The sequence below is a fragment of the Nocardia puris genome (assembly GCF_003315035.1).
Taxonomy (GTDB): Bacteria; Actinomycetota; Actinomycetes; order Mycobacteriales; family Mycobacteriaceae; genus Nocardia; species Nocardia puris.
This window is the reverse complement of record NZ_QNRE01000008.1, coordinates 26,481-49,599: the sequence shown is the minus strand read 5'-3', so window position 1 is coordinate 49,599 and position 23,119 is coordinate 26,481. Positions and strand designations below refer to the sequence as shown.

General features: G+C 71.5%; 16 protein-coding genes. 11 read left to right on the top strand and 5 right to left on the bottom strand.

Annotated features, from left to right (window positions below):
• Positions 1–152: 152 nt before the first annotated feature.
• Positions 153–4,049, bottom strand: a complete 3,897-nt coding sequence (locus DFR74_RS36085; protein ID WP_067512301.1) for a WD40 repeat domain-containing protein — start codon at positions 4,047–4,049, stop codon at positions 153–155.
• A 110-nt stretch (positions 4,050–4,159) separates the two neighbouring features.
• Positions 4,160–4,798 carry an MspA family porin gene (locus DFR74_RS20365; RefSeq protein WP_067512303.1) on the bottom strand — a complete coding sequence of 213 codons (639 nt, stop codon included), beginning with the start codon at positions 4,796–4,798 and terminating at the stop codon, positions 4,160–4,162.
• Positions 4,799–5,154: 356 nt separating this feature from the next.
• Here DFR74_RS20365 and DFR74_RS20360 point away from each other — a divergent pair, with 356 nt between their 5' ends.
• Positions 5,155–6,534, top strand: a complete 1,380-nt coding sequence (locus DFR74_RS20360) for an ATP-binding protein (protein ID WP_084537999.1) — start codon at positions 5,155–5,157, stop codon at positions 6,532–6,534.
• Positions 6,535–6,778: 244 nt separating this feature from the next.
• Positions 6,779–7,414, top strand: a complete 636-nt coding sequence (locus tag DFR74_RS20350) for a response regulator (RefSeq protein ID WP_067512361.1) — start codon at positions 6,779–6,781, stop codon at positions 7,412–7,414.
• A 23-nt stretch (positions 7,415–7,437) separates the two neighbouring features.
• Here DFR74_RS20350 and DFR74_RS20345 read toward each other — a convergent pair whose 3' ends face one another.
• Entirely contained in the window at positions 7,438–8,562 is a 1,125-nt protein-coding gene (locus tag DFR74_RS20345; protein WP_067512308.1) for a serine/threonine-protein kinase, read from the bottom strand.
• A 419-nt stretch (positions 8,563–8,981) separates the two neighbouring features.
• Between DFR74_RS20345 and DFR74_RS20340 the strand changes: the two genes are divergently transcribed.
• The 4 genes from DFR74_RS20340 to DFR74_RS20325 all read left to right on the top strand — a co-directional run bounded on the left by DFR74_RS20340 (position 8,982) and on the right by DFR74_RS20325 (position 13,544).
• Entirely contained in the window at positions 8,982–9,716 is a 735-nt protein-coding gene (locus DFR74_RS20340) for a hypothetical protein (RefSeq protein ID WP_113975214.1), read from the top strand.
• 354 nt (positions 9,717–10,070) lie between these two features.
• Positions 10,071–11,633: a DNA polymerase Y family protein gene (locus DFR74_RS20335; protein ID WP_233444447.1), complete on the top strand. Its 1,563-nt coding sequence runs from the start codon at positions 10,071–10,073 to the stop codon at positions 11,631–11,633.
• Positions 11,634–11,868: 235 nt separating this feature from the next.
• Complete coding sequence (locus tag DFR74_RS20330; protein ID WP_067512362.1) at positions 11,869–12,621, top strand: alpha/beta fold hydrolase; 753 nt, start codon at positions 11,869–11,871, stop codon at positions 12,619–12,621.
• Positions 12,618–13,544 carry a sucrase ferredoxin gene (locus DFR74_RS20325; protein WP_067512312.1) on the top strand — a complete coding sequence of 309 codons (927 nt, stop codon included), beginning with the start codon at positions 12,618–12,620 and terminating at the stop codon, positions 13,542–13,544. The genes DFR74_RS20330 and DFR74_RS20325 overlap by 4 nt, the downstream gene beginning before the upstream one ends.
• 98 nt (positions 13,545–13,642) lie before the next feature.
• Here the strand turns inward: DFR74_RS20325 and DFR74_RS35485 are convergent, their stop codons facing one another.
• The gene (locus tag DFR74_RS35485) at positions 13,643–14,467 is read right to left on the bottom strand and encodes a hypothetical protein (protein WP_147265862.1); all 825 of its coding nucleotides are present in this window, start codon (positions 14,465–14,467) and stop codon (positions 13,643–13,645) included.
• Positions 14,468–14,779: 312 nt separating this feature from the next.
• On the opposite strand from DFR74_RS35485, the gene DFR74_RS20315 reads away from it, so the two are divergent.
• On the top strand, positions 14,780–16,204 hold the full coding sequence (locus DFR74_RS20315) for a carotenoid oxygenase family protein (RefSeq protein ID WP_067512364.1): 1,425 nt from the start codon (positions 14,780–14,782) through the stop codon (positions 16,202–16,204).
• A 170-nt stretch (positions 16,205–16,374) separates the two neighbouring features.
• Here the strand turns inward: DFR74_RS20315 and DFR74_RS20310 are convergent, their stop codons facing one another.
• The gene (locus DFR74_RS20310; protein ID WP_067512316.1) at positions 16,375–17,343 is read right to left on the bottom strand and encodes an SDR family NAD(P)-dependent oxidoreductase; all 969 of its coding nucleotides are present in this window, start codon (positions 17,341–17,343) and stop codon (positions 16,375–16,377) included.
• Positions 17,344–17,499: 156 nt separating this feature from the next.
• Between DFR74_RS20310 and DFR74_RS20305 the strand changes: the two genes are divergently transcribed.
• The 4 genes from DFR74_RS20305 to DFR74_RS20290 all read left to right on the top strand — a co-directional run bounded on the left by DFR74_RS20305 (position 17,500) and on the right by DFR74_RS20290 (position 23,078).
• Positions 17,500–17,952 carry a hypothetical protein gene (locus tag DFR74_RS20305; RefSeq protein ID WP_067512318.1) on the top strand — a complete coding sequence of 151 codons (453 nt, stop codon included), beginning with the start codon at positions 17,500–17,502 and terminating at the stop codon, positions 17,950–17,952.
• A gap of 16 nt (positions 17,953–17,968) precedes the next feature.
• Positions 17,969–21,403: an error-prone DNA polymerase gene (locus DFR74_RS20300; RefSeq protein ID WP_067512321.1), complete on the top strand. Its 3,435-nt coding sequence runs from the start codon at positions 17,969–17,971 to the stop codon at positions 21,401–21,403.
• A gap of 60 nt (positions 21,404–21,463) precedes the next feature.
• Positions 21,464–22,528 (top strand): DUF4349 domain-containing protein, encoded by a 1,065-nt coding sequence (locus DFR74_RS20295; protein WP_067512323.1) that lies wholly within the window; start codon positions 21,464–21,466, stop codon positions 22,526–22,528.
• A 319-nt stretch (positions 22,529–22,847) separates the two neighbouring features.
• Positions 22,848–23,078 (top strand): DUF167 domain-containing protein, encoded by a 231-nt coding sequence (locus DFR74_RS20290; protein WP_067512366.1) that lies wholly within the window; start codon positions 22,848–22,850, stop codon positions 23,076–23,078.
• The last annotated feature ends 41 nt before the right edge of the window (positions 23,079–23,119 follow it).

Here is a 23,119-nt window from a genome sequence, read left to right as displayed (position 1 = left end):
CACCCTCGCGCTCCCTACGCGAGGCCGCCGCGCACTGCCCGCGCGGCGATGGACTCATCCTGTCAAGAGGGACTGATAGGAACCTTGGAAAGTCCCTGCGGGGGACTGAGTTTCGGCGTTGAGTTCGGTGAGTCGCTGGGGGAGAGGGGAATTCAGTCGCAGGGCGGGGCGTAGGGAAGGTCGGGGAGGTGGCGCTGCCAGATCTCGGGGGTGAGCAGGTCGCCGGTGACGTCGCAGATTCGGGCGATCACGGTGTCCACGTTCAGATCCCAGAGATGGAGAGTGTCTCCTGAGATCAGGAGACCATCGCTACCGGGCAGGAGCTGCGCATTGAGGATCGCGTCGTAGGCGGGTACGGTCAATTCGGACCCGATGCGTCGTGGTGCTTCGGTGCTTCGCATGTCCCACAGCGATATTCGATTGTCGTGACCGACGATCACCGCCCTACCCGACTGCGCGGAATACCGGACGTGCTTGGTCAGCGTGCTGTCCATGGCGACCGGATCGCTGAGGATCCGCATCCGTCGGGGGTCACCGACATCCCAGAATTGGGCGATCTCGTTGTTCGTCACCACCATGGTGTGGTCGTCCGCGAATACGAGGCTGTTCCTCCCGTTCGACAGCTGCGGGATCTCGGTGTCCAACCGGTACGGGCGTTCCGGGTCCTCGAGATCCCATAACTCCTGTGCGAAATCAGAGTTCTCGCCGTCGAGGAGGTAGGTCGTCACGACCAGGAGTCTGCCGTCGATACTGAACTGCATCCGCAGTGGTTGTCCATGCGGTTCAATCGGTTTCCCTTCGGGCTCGGGGTTGTCCGGATCGGACATGTCCCACAGCCGGACCACGGTGTCGTCGTTGGTGGCCGCGATCGTCCAATCGGAGGCTATGGCGAAGCTGTTGCCGCCGAGCGCTGTACGCCAATCGCCGAGGGGGCGCGGGGCACGCGGGTCCGTCAAGTCGAACGCCGCCAAGCTGAGGTCGTAGTGACCGATGGCCAACAGAGTGTTCCCATCCGGACTGAGCAGTGGCATCGTGCGGGTGGTGTTCACGGCGACAGCGCCGATCCGCTTCCAGGAGCCGGGTACGCCGGTATCGAAGAGGTCTACGCGGTCCGGGCTCGCGACGACGGCCATTCTCTTGCCGTGCGCGTCGAACAAGGGCGGTAAACCGTTCTCCACGGTGCTCGGTACGAGCGCGGGCGGCAACGACCATACTCGGAGGGCGCCATCCATTCCGCCGGCGTATAGGGCAGTCGTGTGGGGGTCGATAGCAAGGGAGGTGGGGCCGCCGCCGCAGGGGGTCGAGCTCTCGTAGATCGAACGGCACATGACCGGAGAGACGGCCAGCGGTGCGCCGATCTGCTCCGGCCGCGATGGTTCGTCGATATTCCACAGCGTTGCGCTGTCATCCGTACCGACCACCATGGTGCGGCCGTCCGCGCCGAACTCGAGCGACTCCAGCGCGGTCCGGCCCACGGTCACCGGACCGCTGATCGGTGTGGGTCCTTGTGCCGTAACACGCCACAGTTGCACGGTCGCCACGTGTGTCCTGCCGTCGGTGGAGACGGAGCCGTGTCCGCTTCCGATGGCCAGGATCTCGCCGTCCGGGCTGAACGTCGTGGCTTGGACCAGCTCTGTGGCAGCGCTCAGCGGCGGGCCGACCTGCGTGGCATTCTGGTGGCTGTCGATCTCCCACAGCTGTACCCACTCAGCCGCAGTCGAACTGTCGAACGTCGTGACGGCCAGCATCCTCCCGGCCGTGCTGAATCGCGGGTTGCTCGCCCTGTTTTCCCCTGCGGCCAGCGTCACCCCGGGTTTCGGCTCTTGCGGAGTGCTTACGTCCCAGAGGGTGATACCGCGATCCCCGCCTGCGGCCAGCACCCGGCCATCGGCGCTGATGCTGATGTTGTAGTGCGGCCCCTCGCCGGGTAGTGCGGACAAGGTCTTCGGTGCGTCGATATCGCGAATGTCCACCAAACGCACGTCGTCCCTGGACGATACGGCGAGGATTCCGTCTCCTGGTCCGAATTCCGCGTCGGCGACGACTCCTGGCAGGTCTGTGATCCGTGCCGGATGCAGCGGTGCCGAGGTATCCCACAGTGTCGCTCGGTCCTGGAAGTCGATTGTCAGAAGCAGTGTTCCACCGGGTTTGCGGACGACCTCCCGGATGGCTTCCGTGTGACCCGCGACGGATCTCGCCAGCGGCCAGCTCTGCGTCCCCAGCAGATTCGTATACACCGTCTCGTCCCCGGGTTTCATCCGTTCGGCGACCATGAGCAATTGGGCCGCCAGGGACGGGTCGCTCTCGCGCAACCGCTGCGCCTCCACCAGGACCGCCGCGAAATTCCGTTCGTTCCTTTGCTGTTCGGCGATCCGCGTCTGCGTGTACGCGGCGAGGCCGAACACGAGCAGGATCACCCCGGCCAGGGCGAGCAGGGCTTTCGTGGACGAGTTGCGCAGGCGGGAGCGGCGGTGGGCGGAGCGGGAGGCGTGCAGGAAGTCGTGCACCTGCCCTTCGGTGGCGGGGCCCGCGTGGTCGGCGGCCGTTTGCAGACGAGCGCCCCCGTACAGCAGCTCTGGATCGCGGCCAGCGGAATCCCATTCGGCGGCATCGCTTTCCAGGCGTTGGCGCACCAGATAGCCGACGCGGTTCTCCTCGATCCAGGTGCGCAGGCGCGGCCAGGCGTCGAGGACGATCTCGTGGGTGAGGAAGACCGAGTCGGCGTCCAGCGTGACCAGCCGGGCGCGCGAGAGCACCTCCAGCGCCGCCGCGGCCGCGTCCGGATCGCCGCCGCGTCGCAGCAGGGCCGGGCGGGAGGCGATGCGACGGGTGTCGCGCGAATCCTTCGCCACCGTGACCAATCCCAGCAGCAGGTCCTTGGCGGCTTCCTGCTGCGCGTCGGACAGTTCGCTCCACGCCTGTTCGGCGGTGGCGGCGACCGAACCCACCACGCCGCCGGCCTTGCGGTATCCGCCGAGGGTGAGTTTGCGGCGCTCCCGGTGCTGCCAGGTGGCGGCCATGACGTGGGAGAGCAGCGGCAGGGCGCCCGGGTCGTAGCTCTGGCGGGCTTCGTGATCGCCCAGGCCGCACAGTTCGGTGATCACGAGTTCGTCGAGCCCGGGTTCGAGTTCGAGGCCCGCGTGCTCGGCGGGACCCGTGACGGCGGCGGCCAATTCGTCGATCCGCATCGGGCCGAGCAGATAGCTGCGCTTCTCCAGCGACTCCTGCAGGACCGGGTAGTCGAGGCAGCGGGCGTAGAAGTCGGCGCGCAGCGCCAGGACGACCGCGCGGTCGGTGGCGAGGCGGTCGAGGTCGGCGAGGAAGGCGTCGCGCTCGTGTTCGTCGGCGCAGACGGTGAACAGTTCCTCGAACTGGTCCACGATCAGCAGCCGCGCGGTGCCCTCCTGCGCAGCCAGGGCCTCGGCCAGGGTGTCGCGTGGACGGCTGCCCGGCGTGATCGACAGCACGCCCCAGTTGTCCGGCGGCGCAGCGAGAGTCGCGGCGAGCCCGGCCGCCAGCAGCGAGGACTTCCCCGCCCCCGACGCGCCGACCAGGACCACGATGCCCTCGACGGTGCGGACCAGATCGACGAGTTCCTCGGTGGCGCGCCGCCTTCCGAAGAACGAGTCACGCTCGGTGCTCCGGTAGGGCTGCAATCCCGGGTAGGGGCAGGCGATGTCCTCGGGGTCGGCGGGTGTCCACGAGTTCGACGCGGTCCACAGCCGCCGCCACTCCTGCGGGTCGAGCAATACCGCGGGCGCGGCGTTCCCGCGCTTCTTGGTCAGGTCGGCGAGCGTGAGCACCACGGGCAGCAGGGATTCGAAGCGCGCGGGCACATTGCGCCCCGCCTTCCAATCGCTGATCCGCTGGGCGGACGGCGAATTCGGGTTCTTGCCCGCGGCGGCGCGCATCCGCTGTTCGGCGAGGGTGGCGACCCGGCGCAGGGTCGGGTTCCCCGCCGCCGCGTGGAGCTGGGCGAAACGTTCGGCGAAAACCGCACGCGGCGACCGGATCTCCCCCCGGCTCGCAGCCGTGACGTCCCCGCTCACCCCGTGTGCCCGCCGAATCCGGGCAATGCGAACACCCGCCCAATCTACCGCCCGCCCACCGGAAACGCGGTGGCGGTGCGGTTTTCGGCCGCACCGCCACCTCCCCTCCGTCACAGGAAGATCGGGTCCCCGTAGACCGCCTCCCTGCCGCTCACCTCCGGCGAATCGACCTCGAGGATCGTGTACGACCGGATGGTGAGAGGTCCTCCGCACCGGTGCACCGAGACGTGGAAGTCCCGGCTGACCAGATAGCCGGTGCCGCCCGGCGCCAGTTCCTTGACGCCCACCTCGAACGGCTGCACTTCGCCCGGCGCGATCGACAGATCGATCCCGGCGCCCGCGCTCAGGTCGGGGCCGAAGCCGGCGTGCAGGGTCGGCTCGGTCGCACCGCCGAGGCCGACCTGGAATCCGGCGTCGAAGCCGACGCCCGCGCCCAGGGTGATGCCGACGGTGAGGTCGACGGCGCACGCCACCAGGTAGCCGGCCTTCAGCGTGCCCGTGCCGCCGGCATCGACCCGGCCGTAGAAGGTGTCGTCGAGGAACACCTCGCGGTTGGTCGGCATGCCGTTGAGCGGCGCGATCGGACGGAACGCCTGATCGGTGTGCCCGACGGTGAAGGTGAACCCGGTGGGGGCCTGCACCGTCTTCTCGTGTGGCGCCATGGGAGCGGCGCCGGCCTGGGTGACGGCGGTGAGGCCGAGTGCGAGGGCGATGGTGCCCAGCGCCTTGCGGACTGTCGATGTGTTCATGCGTTCCTCCCCTGGATCTGCTGGCCGCCGGGTGGCGGGTGCCGGGCTGTCGGGGTCCGGCGGGGCGTTCTCGGCCCACCGAAAACGTAGGAGCGGGGCGGTGCCGCGGACGAGCCGCCGGAGGGCTCGAATCGGGGAAAAGCCCTGGTGGAGCGGGGTGAGGGCAAATGTCCGGTCCGGCGGCGACCGGCCGGTTCCTCGGGGCCGGAGCGCGGCAGGTCCAGGATTCATCCGTGCAGTTCAGGAGGGTTTTCTGTCCGGACCGGACGGCGTTTCGCCGGTTGGGGGCGCTCCGGGGCGAGATCAGGGTGATTCCTGATGGCCGGGTGCGGGGGCAGCGTGCCAGTATCGAAAGCATGTACCCGACTGGCCCCGCGTTCGACGTCGCCCGTGGGCCCTCGGTCGCGCCGGGATTCACCGGCGGGCCCGGACTCGGCGGGCCCGCGCCCGTCCTCGACATCGGCCACCACCCCCGGCTGCGGCTGACCCGGCGGTCCGGTGGCCGGATCGTCGGCGGCGTCGCGGGCGGCTTGGCCGACCACCTCGGCGTCGACGTGTTCAAGGTGCGCATCGCGTTCGTGCTGCTGTCGGCGCTGGCGGGCACGGGCATCCTCGCCTACGGGCTGCTGTGGGTGTTCACCCCGGGCGGCGGCGACTCCACCGAGGCGTCCGCCGCCGAGCGCAGGCAGGCCATCGGCCTGGCGATGCTCGGGCTGGGGCTCGCGGTCGCGGTGTCCTGGTTGATGAACGGCACCGTGGCGGCCAAGGTGATCGTGCCGATCGTCGTCGTCGCGGTCGGCGCCGCGCTGGTCTGGCGCGAATACGACACCGACGGCCCGCGCTCGCTGCTCGGCCTGCCCGCCCGCCCGACGGTGGTGACGTGGGCGCGCATCGTCGCGGGCACCACGATGGTGGTGCTCGGGCTCGGCGTGGTGGTGCTGGCCAGGATCGACCTGGGTTCGCTGGGGTCGGCGCTGATCGCGGTCGCGGTCACGCTGGTCGGCGCGGGCCTGCTCACGGTGCCGCTGTGGTTGCGCATGATGCGCGCGCTGAACACCGAGCGTGCCGCCCGCATCCGCAACGAGGAGCGCGAGGAGATCGCCTCGCACCTGCACGATTCGGTGTTGCAGACGCTGGCCCTCATCCAGCGCCAGGCGCACGACCCGCAGGAGGTGACGCGCCTGGCCCGCAGCCAGGAGCGGGAACTGCGCCGCTGGCTGTTCGAAGACACCGGGCCCGCGCAGTCCAGCCTGGCCGCCGCCCTGCGCACCATCGCGGGCGAGGTGGAGGACCAGCACGGCGTGAAGGTCACACCGGTCACGGTGGGCGACGTGTCGATGGATGTCGACGACACCGGCGCGGGCCTGCCCAAGGAACATTTCACGGCGCTGCTCGGCGCGAGCCGGGAGGCGATGGTGAACGCCGCCAAACACGCGGGCGTGCCGACCGTGGATCTGTTCGCCGAAGTGGAACCGCACCAGGTGAGCGTCTTCGTGCGCGACCGGGGCGCGGGGTTCGACGTCGCCGCCGTCGCCGCCGACCGGCAGGGCCTGGCCAAGTCCATTCGCGGGCGCATCGAGCGCCGGGGCGGACAGGTGGAGATCATCTCGAATCCGGGGCGCGGGACCGAGGTGCGGATCGTCATGCCCCGCAACGACTCCGAGACCGAAGCCGTCGACGAGGCCGAGGAGGCCGACACCGAGGTGCTGCGGCAGTCGGTGTCGACGGGGAAGTAGGGGTGCGCGGGGTTGATGCGCGCGGTTCCGAGCGGGATCGGCGTGGCGGCGTTGGGCGCGGTGCCGGTTATCGGCGATGCGGGCGGCGTGCTCCGAGTCGGGAGGCGCGGGTTTCCCCTCCTCGATCGGTTCGCGGAACGGGCGCGCCCGAGGTGCGCGGCGTCCGGGGCACGGATGTGGTACCGATGGGGGACGGTCGGTGTGTACTCGAGGTCCACCGAGTGGTGAGGAGAAGTAGGTGAGCGTGCGGGTCTTTCTCGTCGATGATCACGCGGTGTTCCGGTCGGGGGTACGCGCGGAGCTGAGCAGGGAACCCGATATGGAGGTGGTCGGCGAGGCGGGCGGTGTCGCCGAGGCCATCGCCGGGATCAAGGCCGCGAAACCCGATGTGGTGCTGCTCGACGTGCACATGCCCGACGGGGGCGGCGTCGCGGTGCTGGCGGGGATCGAGGACGGCCCGGTGTGCTTGGCGCTCAGCGTCTCCGACGCCGCCGAGGACGTGATCGCCGTGATCCGAGCCGGCGCGCGCGGATACGTCACCAAGACGATCTCCGGCGCCGAACTGGCCGACGGCATCCGCCGCGTGGCGGGCGGCGACGCGGTGTTCAGCCCGCGGCTGGCCGGTTTCGTGCTCGACTCCTTCACCGGGCGCTCACCCGTGCCGGAACCGCCGCTGGACCCCGAACTCGACTCCCTCACCCCGCGCGAACTGGAGGTGCTGCGCCTGCTCGCCCGCGGCTACACCTACCGCGAGATCGCCGAAAACCTGTTCATCTCCGTGAAAACCGTGGAAACCCACGCCTCCAACGTCCTCCGCAAGACCCAGCAGTCCAATCGCAACGCGCTCACCCGCTGGGCGCACCGCCGCCGCATCGACTGAGAAGTGTTGCGGCGCAGCACTTCTCACATAGCGACGACGATGACCGCGATGATGATGAGCAACCCGATCAGCAGGCCGACGGCGATGGCGAGCGGGGCGTTGCTCGGCTGCTGGGGTGCGGGGCGCTGCGGGGCCGCGGGGGTGGCGACCGGGCCCGCGACGGGGCGGTGCGGGCGCGGCAGGGGCGCGGAGTGTGGGCTGCGCAGTCCGGCGGCGGAATTGCGGGCCGCCCAGGCGGGGATGGTGCCGTCCTCGGTGCGCACCGGTGCACCGAGGATGTAGGGGGCGGTGCCGGGACCGAAAGCGGCGGTGAGGATTTCGTCGCGCGCCTCGGCCATGGTCGGCCTGCGCTGCGGGGCGGGTTCCATCATGTGCAGCAGGGCGTTGGTGAGGGCGCCGCTGCGCTCCGGCGGGATGATCTGCGCCATCGCGGCCCGCTGCACCAGGATGTCGCTGTCCTCTTCCATGCCGAACGGCGGCTGCCCCTCGATGGCCGTGTAGAGCGTGGCGCCGAGGGAGAACACGTCGCTGGCCTCGGTGGGCTGCGCGCCGCGCGCCACCTCCGGCGGCAGGTAGGCGGGGGTGCCGGTGATGATGCCATCGGGCTCGTCGGAGGATTCGCCCGCGCCGCGCGAGATGCCGAAGTCGCTGAGTTTGGCCATGCCGACGGCGGGTCCACGGTCGGCGACCAGGATGTTGCCCGGCTTGATGTCGCGGTGCACGATGCCCGCGGCGTGCGCGGCGGCCAGCGCGTCGGCGACCTGCGCGCCGATCTGGGCGACCTCGATCACCGGCAGCGTGTCGGCCAGCGAGAGCGCCCGCGCGACGCTGCGCGAGGGTAAGTGCTCCATCACCAACCAGGGTTCGCCCGCCTCCAGCACCACGTCGTACACGGCGATGGCGTGCTCATGGGACAGTTTCGCGGCGACCCGCCCCTCGTGCAGGATCCGGTTGCGGATCTCGGTGGCCTCCGCCTCGGGCAGGCCCGCCGTGGAGAGCACCTGCTTGATGGCGACGTCTCTGTCCAGCAACCGGTCGTGCGCCAGCCACACCGCGCCCATACCGCCCCCGCCGATCTTCGACTGGAGACGGTAGCGGCCTGCGACCAGATAGTCCGGGCCGACGATGGGACGGGGGCGATCGATCATGCTGTGCAGGGTATCCGAATATCTCGCCACACCTCCGCGAACTCGATCGGCTCGAGGAGGTCTCCCAGCGAATCCCCCTGCGGCACTCGCCCGATCGCGCGGAGGACGGTCGGCCGTGACGGGCAGCGTTCGGCCGAGGACTGGGACCGCTGGGTGGAGGGGGCGGTGCCGCTCGGGCTCGCGCCGACCGTGTTCGCCGATACGAGCCGGCCGGTCGACTGTGCGGCACTCGCGGCGCGGGTGAAGCGGGTGGCTGGGCCGCCACGCCGGGGGTGATCGACCGCGTCTTGACGGGGTTCGGGGGGCGGGGTCTACTGGAGCGACAATCGAACGTATATTCGATTGCAGATCGATAGCTGGATGGGTGCCGGGTCCGCTCGCTTCGCCTCGGAGTCGATCGCGGGAAGTAGGTGGTTGTGATGGGTTCGGACGTGTGGCCGGCGGCGGAAAAGCGGCGTGAGCTGGAGGAACTGCGCGCCGCGATGGCCGCCGTCCCGGCGCGGGGTGAACGTGCCGCGCGCTCCCCGCTCGCCGACGACCCCGGTCGCGCGCCGTTGCCGGTGCCCGCGCCGCTCGCCGAATTGCTGCCGGGCGGCGGGCTCGGCAAGGGGTCGGTGGTGGTGCACACGGGTGCGCGGTCGCTGCTGGCCGGCCTGCTCGCCAGCGTGACCGAGCGGGGCGGGCACGCGGCGCTGGTCGGGATGCCGGGGTTCGGCCTGCTCGCGGCGGCGGAGATGGGGGCCGCGCTGGAGCGGCTGGCCGTGGTCGCCGACCCCGGACCCGACCCCGTCGAGGTGGCCGCGGTCCTGCTGGACGGCCTCGACCTGGTGGTGCTCGGCCTGCGCGGCGCGGCGGTGCCCCCGGCGCGCACCCGGGTGCTCGCCGCCCGCGCCCGCGCGAAGGGCTCGGCGCTGGTGGTCACCGAGGGGTCCTGGCCCAACCCCACCCTGCGCGTGGATGCCCGCGTCACCGGGCAGGAGGGGCTCGGGCGCGGCCACGGGCGGTTGCGCTCGCTCGGGTTGGAGATCGCGGTGCGGCACCGAGCCGGCGCCGCCCGCCGCGCCCGCGTCGAACTGCGACCGGAGCGCGGGCGGGTGGAGTGGGTCGCCCCGGGTGCGGCGGTGAGTTCGATCGCGCGGGAGGTGGCGTCGTGAGCTGGGCGGGTTGTGCCGGTCGGCGGCGTCGGAGTGTGGCCTCGCCCGGCACGGTCGGCTGCCGGTGCTCCAGCGACATGCGCCGCGATCCGGCTGCGGCCGGGCATCGGGTTCGGGCGGTGATCACGCCGTTGGGTGCGGTCGTCAGGGTGCCCGGAGTTCATCAGCTGCCGACCGGTGCGTCGTGAAGCGGGGCGCGGCGCAGGGTGCCGGGCCGGCTGGTGTGTTCGGCCGGTGCCGGAATCCGCCGGCTGCGGACCCGTTCGGGGGCGCGGTGATGGGCCGGGTGTCCCGCTCGGCGGCGTGTCCGTCGGGCCCCGGCCATGCGCTGCCGGCCCGCGGGAGATGTGCGCCGTGAGCCGGTCGCGGAGCCGGGTGGTCGCGGTGTGGTGCCGGGACTGGCCCGCGGTCGCGGCGGCGGTGCTGGCGGAGTTGCCGTCGACGCGGCCGGTGGCGGTGCTGGCGGGGAGCCGGGTGGTGGCGAGTTCGGCGGTCGCGCGGTTCGAAGGGGTGCGGCGGGGCCTGCGGCGACGCGAGGCGCAGGCGGTGTGCCCGGATCTGTTTCTGGCGCAAGATGATCCGGATCGAGACGCCCGGCTGTTCGAACCGGTGGTCGCGGCGGTCGACGAGACGGTGCCCGGGGTGGAAGTGCTGCGCCCGGGGCTCTTGGTGCTCGGCGCGCGCGGTGCGGCGCGGTTCTTCGGCTCCGAGGAGGTGGCCGCCGAACGGCTCGTCGACGCGGTCGCGGCGCTGGGTGTGGAGGCGCAGATCGGTGTCGCCGACGAACTCGCCACGGCGGTGATCGCGGCCCGGCGCGGCGCGCTGGTCCCGCCCGGTGGCGACGCCCGCTTCCTCGCCCCGCTCCCGGTGGGCGAGCTGGCCCTCGAACCGGCACTCGCCCCGCCGGAACGTGAAGAACTCGCGGACCTGTTGCACCGCTTGGGATTGCGCCGCATCGGCGATTTCGCGGCGGTGTCCGCGGCCGACGTCGCCTCTCGTTTCGGCGCCGACGCCGTCGCCGCGCACCGCATCGCCCGCGCGCTGCCGGGCCGCCCGCCCTCGGCGCGCCGCCCCCCGCCCGACCTGGCGGTCGAGCAGCACTGCGACCCGCCCGTAGACCGCGTCGACGCCGCCGCTTTCGCGGGCCGCATGCTCGCCGTGCGCCTGCACGAACGGCTCGCCGCCGCCGGACTGGCCTGCACGCGTCTGGCGGTGTCGGCGAAAACCGAATCCGGCGAAGAACTCTCGCGGGTCTGGCGCTGCGCCGAACCCCTCACCCCCGACGGCACCGCCGACCGGGTGCGCTGGCAACTCGACGGTTGGCTGACCCACCGCGCTCGCCCCACCGCCCCCGTGACGCTGCTGCGCCTCGAGCCCGTCGAGGTGGTGCGGGCCGGTGCGCTCCAGCTCGGCCTGTGGGGCGGCGTCGGCGAGGGGGACGAACGCGCCCGCCGCGCCCTGATCCGGGTGCAGGGCCTGCTGGGCGGGGAAGCGGTGCGGGTGGGCGTGCTCAGCGGCGGTCGCGGCCCCGCCGAACGCGTCACCCTGGTCGCGCTCGGCGACGAACACGTCCCCACCGCCGACCCCGCTCTCCCGTGGCCGGGCCGCCTCCCCGAGCCCTCCCCGGTCGTCCTGTTTCCCGAGTATCCCCCCGTCTTCCTCGAAACCGCCGACGGCACAACGGTTTTCGTGGACGAGCGTGGCCTGTTCAGCGCCGACCCCGCCCTCCTGCGCTGGGGACGCCGCACCTGGCCCCTGCTCGGCTGGGCCGGCCCCTGGCCCGTGGACGACCACTGGTGGTCGCCGGGCGCCACCCCGGTCGCCCGCGTCCAAGTACACCTCGAATCCCCGGAAAGCCGCACCCTGCTCCTGCTGTACCGCGCCGAGGGCTGGCACGCCGAAGGGCTCTACGACTGAAGCGTTCTTCGCCTGGATCGCCTCGGACATGCGGGGCAGCGCGGCGCAGGTCGGGGACTGTGGGCGCGGGGCCGACGAACGCGTCCGCTACGGACTCACCAAGAACATCCGCGCGTTCAACCCGCCGGATCAACGCTCCGACCGGGCGATCGTGGCCCGTCCGTCCCGGGCACCCTGTGATCCTCCCGACAGACCCCGGGCGGGACCCCGGTGCCGGTCGGTACTCTCGAACATCGTGGATCTGACGTTTTCCGAGGTTACGGTGGGGGCGGTGCGGGTCGCCTACCGGGACTCGGGGGTGGCCGGGGGGACGCCCGTCGTGCTCGTGCACGGCATGGGCGGGGATGGGCATACGTGGAACCGGTTCGCGCGCAGGCTGATTCGGGACGGGCGGCGGGTGATCGTGCCGGACCTGCGCGGGCACGGCAAGAGTGCGCACACCGACTCGTACCTGTTCGGGGAGTTCGGGGAGGACGTGCTGCGGCTGTGTGAGCGGCTGGAGCTGGACCGGGTGGACCTGGTGGGGCATTCGCTCGGTGGGTACGCGGTGTCGTGTGTGGCGCAGGAGCGGCCCGATCTGGTGCGGCGGCTGGTCATCGAGGAGTGCCCGCTCCCATTGCGGTCCGGCACCGAAGAACTGCGGCTGACCAGGCGCTTCCCGACCGTCCCCGAACTGTGGCACGCCACGTCGAGCCTGATCCGTCACCCGCGCGCGGTACTCGCCTTCGACCGTTCCATGACCGGGACCGCGCTCGAACAGTTCCGCAAACCGAACCCGGAATGGTGGGACCGCCTCGCCGACATCACCGCACCCACCCTGATCCTGCGCGGCGGCCCCGGCGGCATGGTCGACCCGGACAAGCTCGCCGTGCTGCTCGACGCGATCCCCGACGTCACCGCCGTCCCGTTCACCTGCGGCCACAGCATCCACCGCGACCGCTACCGCGAGTTCGAGGCCACGGTCCTGCCGTTCCTCGCCGAACCGTGAGCGCCTTCGACGGACTGCCCTGCTCGACCGCCGCGGCCGAGGTGCCGCTGCCCGGGTCCGCGACCCGGATCGGCGCGTGGTTGTGCGTCGAACACCCCGGCGCGTGGGGGCGCGACGTGATCGGCGATGAAGTGCTCGGCCCGGAACTCACCGCCGAACTCGCGGCGCGCACGTCGGCGGCGAAGGTGCGCCCCACCCTGATCCGCAGGCCGGGACGGTACGAATTCACCGGCGCGCGAACGGTTCTGCTCGTCAACTCGCACGCCGAGGGCGGCTGGTGCGAACGCCTGGAGATCACCGACCTCGCCCAGCTCCTGGATCTGGACCCGCACCTGATCAACGGCGCGCCACCGGGTCTCGGTGAGCGCGTCGAGGAACCTCCGGTGCTGGTGTGCGCGCACGGCAAGCGCGATCAGTGCTGCGCGCGCCTCGGGCGGCCCATCGCGGCGACGCTGGCGCGGCGCTATCCGGGGCGGGTGTGGGAGTGCTCGCACACCGGTGGGCACCGGTTCGCGCCCGCCATGGTGGTGCTGCCCTCCGGGCTCACCTACGGTCGCGTGGACGCGGCGGAAGCGATCGCCGCTGTCGAAGCCGTTGCGCGCGAAGAGGTTTCCCTGGCCGGGCTGCGTGGACGCGCCGGTCACAAACCCGTCGAGCAGGTCGCCGAACTCGCCGTGCGCGCCGAGATCACCGCGAACCTCGACGATCTCACCGTCCGTTCGGAGCACATCGACGCCACGGGCGACCCCACCTACGCCGGCGCGGCACTCGTCCACCACCGCGACGGTCGCGTCTGGCGCGTCACCGCCCGCACGGTGCCGTTCGCCCCGCGCCAAGCCAGCTGCGGCGCCGCGCCGAAACCCGCCACCGCCCTGGTCGCCGACAGTGTGGAGCAGCTGACCGCGCAAGCCGTCGGCGCCTGAGCGTCCGAGCCCGTGCGATCCCGTCGGTGCATGGCCGATTGCGGGCGCTGCGTGCTAGCAATAACTAGATGCGAGGCCGACCGCGGGCGCCGCGCTCCTCAGCCCAGCACCGCGCGCGGTTCGGGCAGGTAGATGCGGGCCTGGCTGCGCACCGCACCCCAGGTCGCCATGCCGACGAACGGCGTGTTGGAGGCGACGTGCAGTTGGCGCGTGCCGAGGTCGACGACGGCGGGGACGATCACCGAGCCGAAACTCATGGGCCGGTTCGTCACCGCTTGCAGGGCCGCCGGGTGCACGCGCGGCGCCACCAGGGCGGCGACGCCGAACGCGCCGCCCTTCACGATGAACGCGCTCTGCCTGCGCAGCGTTTTGGCGAACGCGTCGACGTGGCGGGGGAAGGCGTTGACCGCGTCGGGCGTGATCTCGTCCAGCGCCGTGACGCACACCGCCAGCTCGATGGGGTTCAACGCGTTCGCGATGACCGAACCCACGCCGATCAATCCCCACAGCGGGCCGAGCCAGTTCTGCGAGATCTGGAGCTGCCCCCGCATCATGTGGTGGGTGACGGCCGCCAGATAGCGCTGTGACAGTTCGTCTTTCGGGCTGCCCGGCTGGGGTGCGGCGGATTGTTGCGGGGCGCCGGGGTATTGGGGCGCGGCCTGCGGGTGCGGGGCGCTCGGGTGCTGTGGCGCAGCCGGATACGGGGCGTTCGGATACTGCGGAGCCGGGTACCCGGGATGCTGGGGAGCGGGGTAGTGCGGCTGCTGGGGATAGTGCGGCTGCTGCGGCGTACCCGGATACTGCGGTGGGTACTGGGGTCCACCACCGGGGTACTGCGGACCACCGGGATACTGCGGCCCACCCGGGTAACGCGCGCCGATCGGCGTCTGCGGTGCGAATGACGCTCCCGCCGAAGGACTCACGTGCCCGGGGTGCGCGCCGGGTGCCGGCGGAACGGCATGTCCTCCCGAGGCGCCCGGCACCTGTCCGCCCGCTCCGGCATGCGCTCCGCCCGCATACCCCGGCGAACCCGGATGCTGGGGCGAACCCCACGAAGGTGTCGACATCGGCGCTCCCTCCCTGACACGGCCGCGATTGTGGTGACCAGGGCACCCTACGCCCTCCGCCGGAATCACCGCGCGCCCGTGGCACCGGGTGCCGCCCGATGCAGGGGCTTGTCGTCCGTTCCGCGGCGGAGGATCGTGAAATCCGGCACCCCACCCGAGGAGGACCCGATGGTTCCCTACACCACCGCGCCGCCCGCTCCGGTCGACACCCTGCATCACGCGCACCTGTCCGGCGTGTTCACCCCGCAGCGCGAGGAGGTGGACGTGGACGGACTCGAGGTTGTCGGCGAACTGCCCGCCGACCTGAACGGCACCTACTACCGCAACGGTCCCAATCCGCGCTTCGACCCGATCGGGCGCTACCTGTACCCGATCGACGGCGACGCCATGGTGCATCGCGTCCACCTCGAGGACGGACGCGTCCGCTACACCAACCGCTTCGTCCGCACCCCGATGGTGCTGGCCGAGGAACGCGCCGGTCGCGCGCTGTGGGCGGGCGTCACCGACCCGTACACGCCCGGCGCGGACGAGGTGGGCCCCGAACTCGCGGGCACCACCCGCGAACTGCCCGACATCAACGTGGTGGCGCACGGCGGGAAACTACTCGCCATGGCCGAGAGCGATCTGCCGTACCGGATCGACCCCGGCGATCTGGCGACCCTCGGCCGCGACGACTGCGGGGGCGCGATGGCGCTCGGCAGCACCGCGCACCCCAAGGTCGATCCGCGCACCGGCGAGCTGGTGCTGTTCACCTACCGGCTGGAACCGCCGTACCTGGCCTGGTCGGTGGTCGCTCCGGACGGCACCGAGCGTCGCGCCCCGACTCCGCTCGACGGTGTCGACGAACCCGTGATGGTGCACGACATGGCGCTCACCGCGCGCTGGATAGTGCTGTTCCTGTGCCCGCTGGTGTTCGACATCCCCGGTCTGCTGCGGGGCGGGTCGCTGCTGGACTGGCGCCCGGCGCGGGGGACCCGGATCGCGCTCATTCCCCGCGACGGCGGGCCGGTGCGCTGGACCGAGACCGACCCGTTCTGGGTGTGGCACTTCGCGAACGCCTTCGACGGGGAGCACGGCGAGGTTGTCGTGGACTATGTGCAGTGGGCGTACCCCGGCGGGCTCGCCGACGTCGACACCCCGCAGCGCGGCGCTCTGGTGCGCGCGGTCATCGACCCCGCGACCGGCGCGGCAGATCGCACCGATCTCGCGGTGGCCTCGATCGAGTTCCCCCGGATCGACGACCGCAGGCTCACGGGCGACCACGGCGTGATCGCCACCGTGGGCGGGGCGGGCGCGTCCGGGCCGGGCAAGAACGCCCTGATGTTTCTCGACACCCACGCGGGTACCGAAACATGGTGGAACGCCGGAGAGTTCGCCGTCGGCGAGCCCGTCTTCCTCCCCGGAACCGACCGCGCCTACTGGGGCACCCTCGGCACCGACCCTTCCGACATGACGTCCTGGTTCCACATCCTCCCCGCCGACGACCCCGCCTCGGGCCCCCTCGCCTCGATCCGCGTGCCCCTCCGAGTCCCCGCCGGCCTCCACGGCACCTGGCTCCCCACCGACAGTGACCTGTTGTCGCCGCGCGAGTGAGCGAGGGAATCAGCGACGCGCTCCTCGTAGCGGCCGTTCCGGCCCGGAGTGTCAGTTCAGGACGGCGCCGGGTTCGGGTAGGTAGCGGTGGGCCTGGTCACGGGCCGGGCCCCATCACACTGTTGCTCGGCTGATTTCGTTGCTGCATGAGAAGCGGAACCGGCCGAGGTTCACCAATGGGTCCCCGGGACCCAGCGGGCGGCGCGGCGGAGGGCGGCGCCGGTGGCTTTGCGGACGGGGGATTGGGGGCGGGGTCGGGGTTGGGGGGCAACGGGTTTCGGGGGTTCCGTGGATTCGTCGCCCGGTTCGCCCTTGGCGGCGGGGGAGTCAGGGAGGGCGCGGTAGTAGCGGTGCAGGATGCGGTCGCGGATCTTCGGGGTGAGCAGCGCGCCGTATTCGGCGATGGTGCCGATCGGGACGTCGATGCGCTTGGGGCGCTCGGTGAGGGCGCGCACGATGGTGGCCGCCGCCCACTCCGGCGACTCCGCGGGCCCCTGATCGCCGCTGGGCGTGATCATCGGGGTGCGCACCAGCGGCATATGGATGGTCGTGAAGGTGACGCCGTCGGCGAGCGTCTCCACGGCCGCCACCTCGGTGAACTTGTCCAGCGCCGCCTTGCTGGCCAGGTAGGCGGAGAAGCGCGGCGTGGCGACCTGCACCCCCGCGCTGCTGATCTGCACGATGTGGCCGAACTTGCGCTCGCGCATCTGCGGCAGCAGCGCCAGCGTCATGCGCAGCGCGCCGAAGTAGTTCACCGCCATGGTGCGCTCGTAGTCGTGCAGGCGGTCGGTGGAGCGGTGGATGGCGCGGCGGATGGAACGGCCCGCGTTGTTCACCAGCATGTCCACGTGACCGTGCTCGTCGAGGATGGTCTTCACGGTGTGGTCGACGGAATCGGAATCGGTGACGTCGCACTGGTATCCGTACGCCGAACCGCCCGCCGCCCGGATCTCCGCGACCACGGCGTCGAGTTCCTCCCCGCGCCGCGCCAGCAGGAACACGGTGGCGCCCTTCTCGGCGACGGCGATCGCGGCGGCCCGGCCGATGCCGGAGGACGCGCCGGTGATGACGACGTGCCTGCCGGTGAGATCGCGACGGTCGCGCCGCCCGCGGGCGGCCTCGTCGGAAGCCTGGGTCATCTCGCTGCTCCTTCGGTCGGCGGCACTGCCCGGATGGCACGAACTTACTCCGAAGTAAGTTTACCTGCCAAGTGGCGATCGTCACATACTCGAGGGGTCATTCCGGTGTGCGAATCGACCTCGAAACAATCGAACATATGTGCGATACTCGTGCGCATGGCGGACGATCGGATGGCGGACATCTTTGCCGCGGTGCGGCTCGGCGGCGTGAACCCGGAAGCGGCCCGGCGGGCGCTGCGCGCGCTCTGGGACGAACTCGACCCCTCCGGTTACCCGCTACAGCGGTGCGTGGTGGCCCACCATCTGGCCGTCCTGCAAGAGAACGACGCGGAGGCGCTGGCCTGGGATCAGCGCGCGCTCGCCGCCGTCTTCGGCCCCGGTATCCCGCTCGACGAGGGGCTGCGCTGCTTCCTGCCCTCGCTCTACCTGAACCTGGCCGACAGTCACCGCAGGCTCGGCGAATTCGACTCGGCCCGCATGCAATTGGCGATCGCGCGCGGACACCTGCGGATCCTGGCCGACGACGCCTACGGCGAGATGATCCGCTCCGGCCTGGACCGGGTGGATGCGGCGGTCGGGAGCGGATCGACCGAGCGGTTCACCGATTGAGCGGAGGTGGCGACGCGTGGGCTGGGGCAACGGCCCGCCCTCCTGGGCGGAGATGGAACGGGTGCTCTCGGGCCGGCCGGGCCGGACGAACCCCGACATCATGTACCCCGGCGACGGCGGCGACAGTCCCGCGTGGACGCGCAAACGTGAACCGTACGAAGCGGATCCGGTGCGCCGCCCCGACGGCCCGGTCGTGCCCTACGCCGAGCTGCACGCCCATTCGGCCTACAGCTTCCTCGACGGCGCCTGTCAGCCGGAGGAGTTGGTGGAGGAGGCGGTGCGGCTCGGCCTGGAGGCGATCGCGCTCACCGATCACGACGGCTTCTACGGCACCGTGCGGTTCGCCGAGGCCGCGAAGGAATGGGGGATGCCGACGGTCTTCGGGGCGGAACTGTCACTGGGCGAGGGTGTTTCGGGGGAGCGCAAGGCCGGTGCGCAGAGCCGGTTCACCTCCGGTGTGAACAGTTCCGCCGCAACGGGTTTCCTGTCCGGTGGTCTCACTGATCTCGAGGTGCACGCCGCCGCGCCGGATTCCGCGCCGCGCACCGGCGAGCCCGACCCGTCCGGCCCGCACCTGCTGGTACTGGCTCGCGGCCAGGAGGGGTATCGCCGTCTGTCCCGCGAGATCTCCGCCGCGCACCTGGCGGCGGGGGAGAAGGGCGTGCTGCGCTACGACCTGGACGCGCTCACCGCCGCCGCGGGCGGGCACTGGCACATCCTGACCGGTTGCCGCAAAGGACATCTGCGCCGGGCGCTGGCGCGGGACCTGGCCGAGGGCGCCGCCCGGTTGCCGCGCGCCGAGGCGGCGCTGCGCGAGCTCACCGAGCGGTTCGGCCTCGACCGCGTCGCGGTGGAACTCACCCACCACGGCATCCCCGAGGACGACGAACGCAACGCCCTGCTGCTCGCCCTGGCCGGGCGGCTCGGCCTGCCCACCGTCGCCACCACCGGCGCGCATTTCGCGAGTCCCGCGCAGCGCCGCCGCGCGATGGCGCTGGCCGCGATCCGGGCCCGGCGCGGCCTGGACGACATCGCGGGCTGGCTCGCGCCCACCGGCGGCGCGCACCTGCGGTCGGGCGCGGAGATGGCGCGGCTGTTCGCGGCCGCGCCGCACGCGGTGGCCGACGCCGCGGCCCTGGCCCGCGAATGCGCGTTCGATTTGCGGCTCATCGCGCCGCAGCTGCCGCCGTTCGACGTGCCGGAGGGGTACGACGAGGACTCCTGGCTGCGCGATCTCGCTTACAAGGGCGCGGCCCGTCGCTACGGACCGCCGTCCGGAAACCCCGTGGCCTACCGGCAGATCGACTACGAACTCCGCGTCATCGCCGAGCTCGGCTTCCCCGGCTACTTCCTGGTGGTGCACGACATCGTCGAGTTCTGCCGGGAGAACGACATCCTGTGCCAGGGCCGGGGTTCGGCGGCCAACTCCGCCGTCTGCTTCGCCATCGGCATCACCAACGTCGACCCGGTGCGCAACGAGCTGCTGTTCGAGCGGTTTCTCTCGCCCGAGCGCGACGGCCCGCCCGACATCGATATCGACATCGAATCCGACCGCCGGGAAGAAGCGATCCAGCACGTCTACGCCAAGTACGGCCGCGCCTACGCCGCGCAGGTGGCCAATGTGATCACCTATCGCGGTAAGTCCGCGGTGCGTGATGCCGCACGCGCACTGGGCTTTTCGCCCGGCCAGCAGGACGCGTGGAGCAAGCAGGTGAGTCGCTGGACCGGTGTCGAGACCGAGGCCGGCACCGACATCCCCACCCCGGTGCTCGAACTGGCCGCCGAATTGGAGGGCCTGCCAAGGCATCTCGGCATCCATTCGGGCGGCATGGTGATCTGTGACCGGCCCGTGGCCGATGTGTGCCCGGTGGAGTGGGCGCGCATGGCGGGGCGCAGCGTATTGCAGTGGGACAAGGACGATTGCGCCGCCGCGGGCCTGGTGAAGTTCGACCTGCTCGGGCTGGGCATGCTCTCCGCGCTGCACTACATGATCGATCTGGTGCGCGAGCACGAGGGCGTCGAGGTGGATCTGCACGCCCTCGACCTGGCCGAACCCGCTGTCTACGAGATGCTTTCGCGCGCCGATTCGGTGGGCGTGTTCCAGGTGGAGTCGCGCGCGCAGATGGCGACGTTGCCCCGGTTGCGGCCCACCAAGTTCTACGACTTGGTGGTGGAGGTGGCGCTGATCCGGCCGGGTCCGATCCAGGGCGGTTCGGTGCACCCCTACATCCGCCGCCTCAACAAACAGGAGAAGGTGCACTACGACCATCCGTCGCTGATCAACGCGCTCGGCCGCACCCTCGGCGTGCCGCTGTTCCAGGAGCAACTCATGCAGATCGCCGTCGACGTGGCCGGTTTCAGCGCCGCCGAAGCCGACCAGCTGCGCCGCGCCATGGGCTCCAAACGCTCGCCCGAACGCATGGAGCGGCTCAAAGCCCGCCTCTACGAAGGGATGAAGGAGCGGCACGGCATCGAAGGAGAGGTCGCCGACCGCATCTACGAGAAGCTCTATGCCTTCGCGAATTTCGGCTTCCCGGAAAGCCATTCGCAGAGCTTCGCCGCGCTGGTGTACTACTCGGCCTGGTTCAAACTGCACCATCCCGCCGCGTTCCTCGCCGGGCTGCTGCGCGCGCAGCCGATGGGGTTCTACTCGCCGCAGTCGCTGGTGGCCGACGCGCGCAGGCACGGGGTGGTGGTGCACGGCTCCGATATCAACGCCAGCCTCGCCGAGGCCACCCTCGAAGGGGGCGGGAAGCAGGTGCGGCTGGGACTTGCCGCCGTTCGTCACATCGGATCCGACCTGGCCGAACGCATTGTCGCGGCGCGCGACCGCAGCCTCTACACCTCGTTCCTCGACCTCACCGGACGCGTGGAACTCAGTGTCGCCCAAGCGGAATCGCTGGCCACGGCGGGCGCGCTCGGCAGCCTCGGCCTCACCCGGCGTGAGGCGCTGTGGGCGGCGGGCGCGGCCGCGGGGGAGCGCGCGGGCCTGCTGCCCGGCACCGGCGCCGCGACCACCGCGCCCACCCTGCCCGGCATGAGCGATCTGGAGATGGCCGCCGCCGACGTGTGGGCCACCGGCGTCTCCCCGGACAGCTATCCCACCGAATTCCTGCGCGCCCGCCTCGACGCGCTCGGCGTGGTGCCCGCGTCCGGACTGCTCGCGGTGCGCGACGGGTCCCGCGTGCTGGTCGGCGGCGCGGTCACGCACCGGCAGCGGCCCGCCACCGCCGCGGGCGTCACCTTCCTCAATCTGGAGGATGAGACCGGCATGGTGAACGTCGTCTGCTCGGTCGGCCTGTGGGCGCGCCACCGCCGCCTCGCCCAGCACGCCCCCGCCCTGCTCATCCGCGGCCGCGTCCAGAACGCCGAGGGCGCGGTGAGCGTCCTCGCCGAACACCTCCAGCCCCTCGACCTGCGCATCCACTCCAAATCTCGCGACTTCCAGTGATGCGGACGGGATTGCGCGCGGATCGGTGACCGGGTTCGCCGGGGCGGTTACCCTGCGAGTATGCGAACGCTTGCGGTGGTGTGTGCCGGACTGCTCGGGATGGGGCTGCTGGTCGGGTGCGGTGGGGACGACGAGCGGTCCGACGGGAGCGCGCCGGGGCTCGCCACGGTCGCGCCCGTCGCACCGCCCGGGTTGCGCGAGCAGGGGGTGCCGGACCAGCGGCAGCAGGCGCCCGAGACCGTGGACCGCAAGGAGGTGGTGAGCGGCAACGTCGAGATCACCTCGGGTGATCCGATCGGCGCCGCCGCGCAGGTGATCGACCAGGTGCGGCGGGCGGGCGGGCGGGTGGACAGCCGCACCGAACAGCCGGGCACCGACGACCTCGATCCCAGCGCCTCGCTCACCGTGCGCGTGCCCGCCGACAAGACCGACGAGTTCCTCGACGGGCTCGGCGGCCTCGGCACGCTCACCAGCGTGACCGTCAACCGCGACGACGTCACCATGCAGTGGGAAGATCTGGACGCCAGGATCGCCGCGCTGCGCGCCTCGGTGGACCGCTTGCGCGCCCTCATCGAAACCGCCGCCGACACCGCCGATCTCCTCGCCGCCGAGGAGGCGCTGTCGGATCGGCAGGGTGAACTCGACAGTCTCGTCGCGCAGAAGCGCCGCCTCGACGACCAGGTCGCGCTGTCCACCCTCACGATTCAGATCACCACCGACGCCGAGACCTCCTCCGACGATCCGAGCAACTTCTTCGAAGGCCTCGCCGCGGGCTGGAACTCGTTCGTGGACTGGGGCAAGGACGCGATCGTGTTCGTGGGCAAGGCGATTCCGTGGGTCGGTTTCCTCGCGGTCCTCGGCGCGATCGGGTACGCCCTCGTCCGCGTGATCCGCCGCAAGTCGCGGTCGTCGCGTGGTGCTCATGCGCAGGGTGCGGGCGCCCCGGCCTCCGCGCCCACCGAAACCGGTGCCCCTGCCGGATCAGGCACGGCGACGCCTACCGGGTCGGGGACCGCGCCTGCCGAGTCCGGCACCGCCCCCGCCGAATCCGGCACTGCCGCAGGTGATGCGGCGGGTTCCGGCGCGGACCAGGAGAACGGCGAGAACCGCACCGAAAAGTCTTGACGTGCCGAAGACGCCCCACCGGCACCGACGTGCCGACGCCGAAATCGCCACCATGCCGGTCGAATCCGGCAGCCGCACGGTCTGGCATGCCGCGGACGCGCACCACGCCAACGGCGGCGCCGACGCGGGCACACGGCGGTTCAGGCCGCTGCCCCGCCGGCCCGCCGACGCCGGCTTCGAGAAGGCGCCTCACCTGCCGGAGCACCGACCGCAACGGCGGCGACCGCACCGAAATGCGGACGCGCTGAATCACGGGCGCGCTGAATCACGGGCGCACCCGCCGATTCCCCCTGTGCGAGCACGAATCAAGGAGCCCCTGGTGCCGACCGTAGTGCGGGTGACGATCAAGCCGAACAGTCGCAAGGGCCCGCTGGTCGAGACGCAACCCGACGGCACCCTCCAGCTCTATGTTCGCGCCCCGGCCGTGGAGGGCAAGGCCAACAAGGCCGCCATCGAACTCCTCGCCGAGCACTTCGGCGTGCCCAAGTCGTCCATCCGGCTCGCGGCGGGCGCCACCTCCCGCTTCAAACGTTTCGAGATCGCCGACTGACGGGCCCCCGGCGGGGCCGCCACAACCCGCGCGACGATGTC